Annotated in this window: 1 protein-coding gene; it reads left to right on the plus strand. The window is 65.9% G+C overall.

Annotated features, from left to right (window positions below; translation table 11 throughout):
* Window positions 1–115 precede the first annotated feature (115 nt).
* Window positions 116–1,083 (plus strand): glycerol-3-phosphate dehydrogenase (gene glpD, locus ACIQWS_RS25380; protein ID WP_403185153.1); only part of this gene is annotated, 968 nt, incomplete at its 3' end.

Consider the following 1,083-nt stretch of genomic DNA (forward strand, 5'->3'; position numbering starts at 1 on the left):
CTTGCCGGGGGAGTTGATGCGCGTTATATTTTCTTTTGGTTTCGTATTTGTTTCGCAGTGGTGCTATATTGACTGGCGCTGGCGGGCAGGACGGTTGCGAACAGGGAGATGAGCGGTGGCACAGGACGGGATCTACGACATTTTCGTGATTGGCGGCGGCATCAATGGCTGCGGCATTGCCCGCGATGCGGTGGGGCGTGGCTACAGCGTGTGTCTGGCCGAGATGAACGACCTGGCCAGCGGCACCTCGTCGGCCTCCACCAAGCTGATCCATGGCGGGCTGCGCTATCTGGAATATTACGAGTTCCGCCTGGTGCGCGAGGCGCTGATGGAGCGCGAGGTGCTGTGGGCGGCGGCGCCGCACATCATCTGGCCGCTGCGCTTCGTGCTGCCGCACCATGCGGGGCTGCGCCCGGCCTGGCTGCTGCGGCTGGGCCTGTTCCTCTACGATCACATTGGCGGGCGCAGGAAGCTGCCTGCGACGCGCACGCTCGACATGACGCGCGATGCGGCGGCCAGGCCGCTGAAGTCGCTCTATACGCGGGCGTTCGAATATTCCGACTGCTGGGTCAATGATGCACGGCTGGTGGCGCTCAATGCGCGCGATGCGGCCGACCGCGGCGCGGTGATCCGCACCCGCAGCAAGGTGACGGCGGCGCGGCGCGCGGCCGATGGCTGGACGCTGGACGTGCAGGACGCCCTGTCGGGGGCGGTGGAGACGGTGCGGGCGCGGCTCGTGGTCAATGCGGCCGGTCCCTGGGTGGACGAGGTCCTGACCGGCGTGGCCGGGCTCAACGCGGCGCACAATGTGCGCCTGGTGCAGGGCAGCCACATCGTGGTGCGCAAGAAGTTCGACGATCCGCGCGCCTATTTCTTCCAGAACACCGACGGGCGCATCATCTTCGCCATTCCCTATGAGCAGGAATTCACGCTGATCGGCACGACGGACCAGGATTATCACGGCAATCCGGCCGAGGTGACGATCACCGCTGCGGAGACCGATTATCTGTGCGCGGCGGCCAGCGAGTATTTTGCCGCGCCGGTGCAGCGCGCCGATGTGGTGTGGAGCTATTCGGGGGTGCG

The organism is Phyllobacterium sp. NPDC097923, from assembly GCF_044760925.1.
GTDB lineage: Bacteria > Pseudomonadota > Alphaproteobacteria > Rhizobiales > Rhizobiaceae > Phyllobacterium > Phyllobacterium calauticae.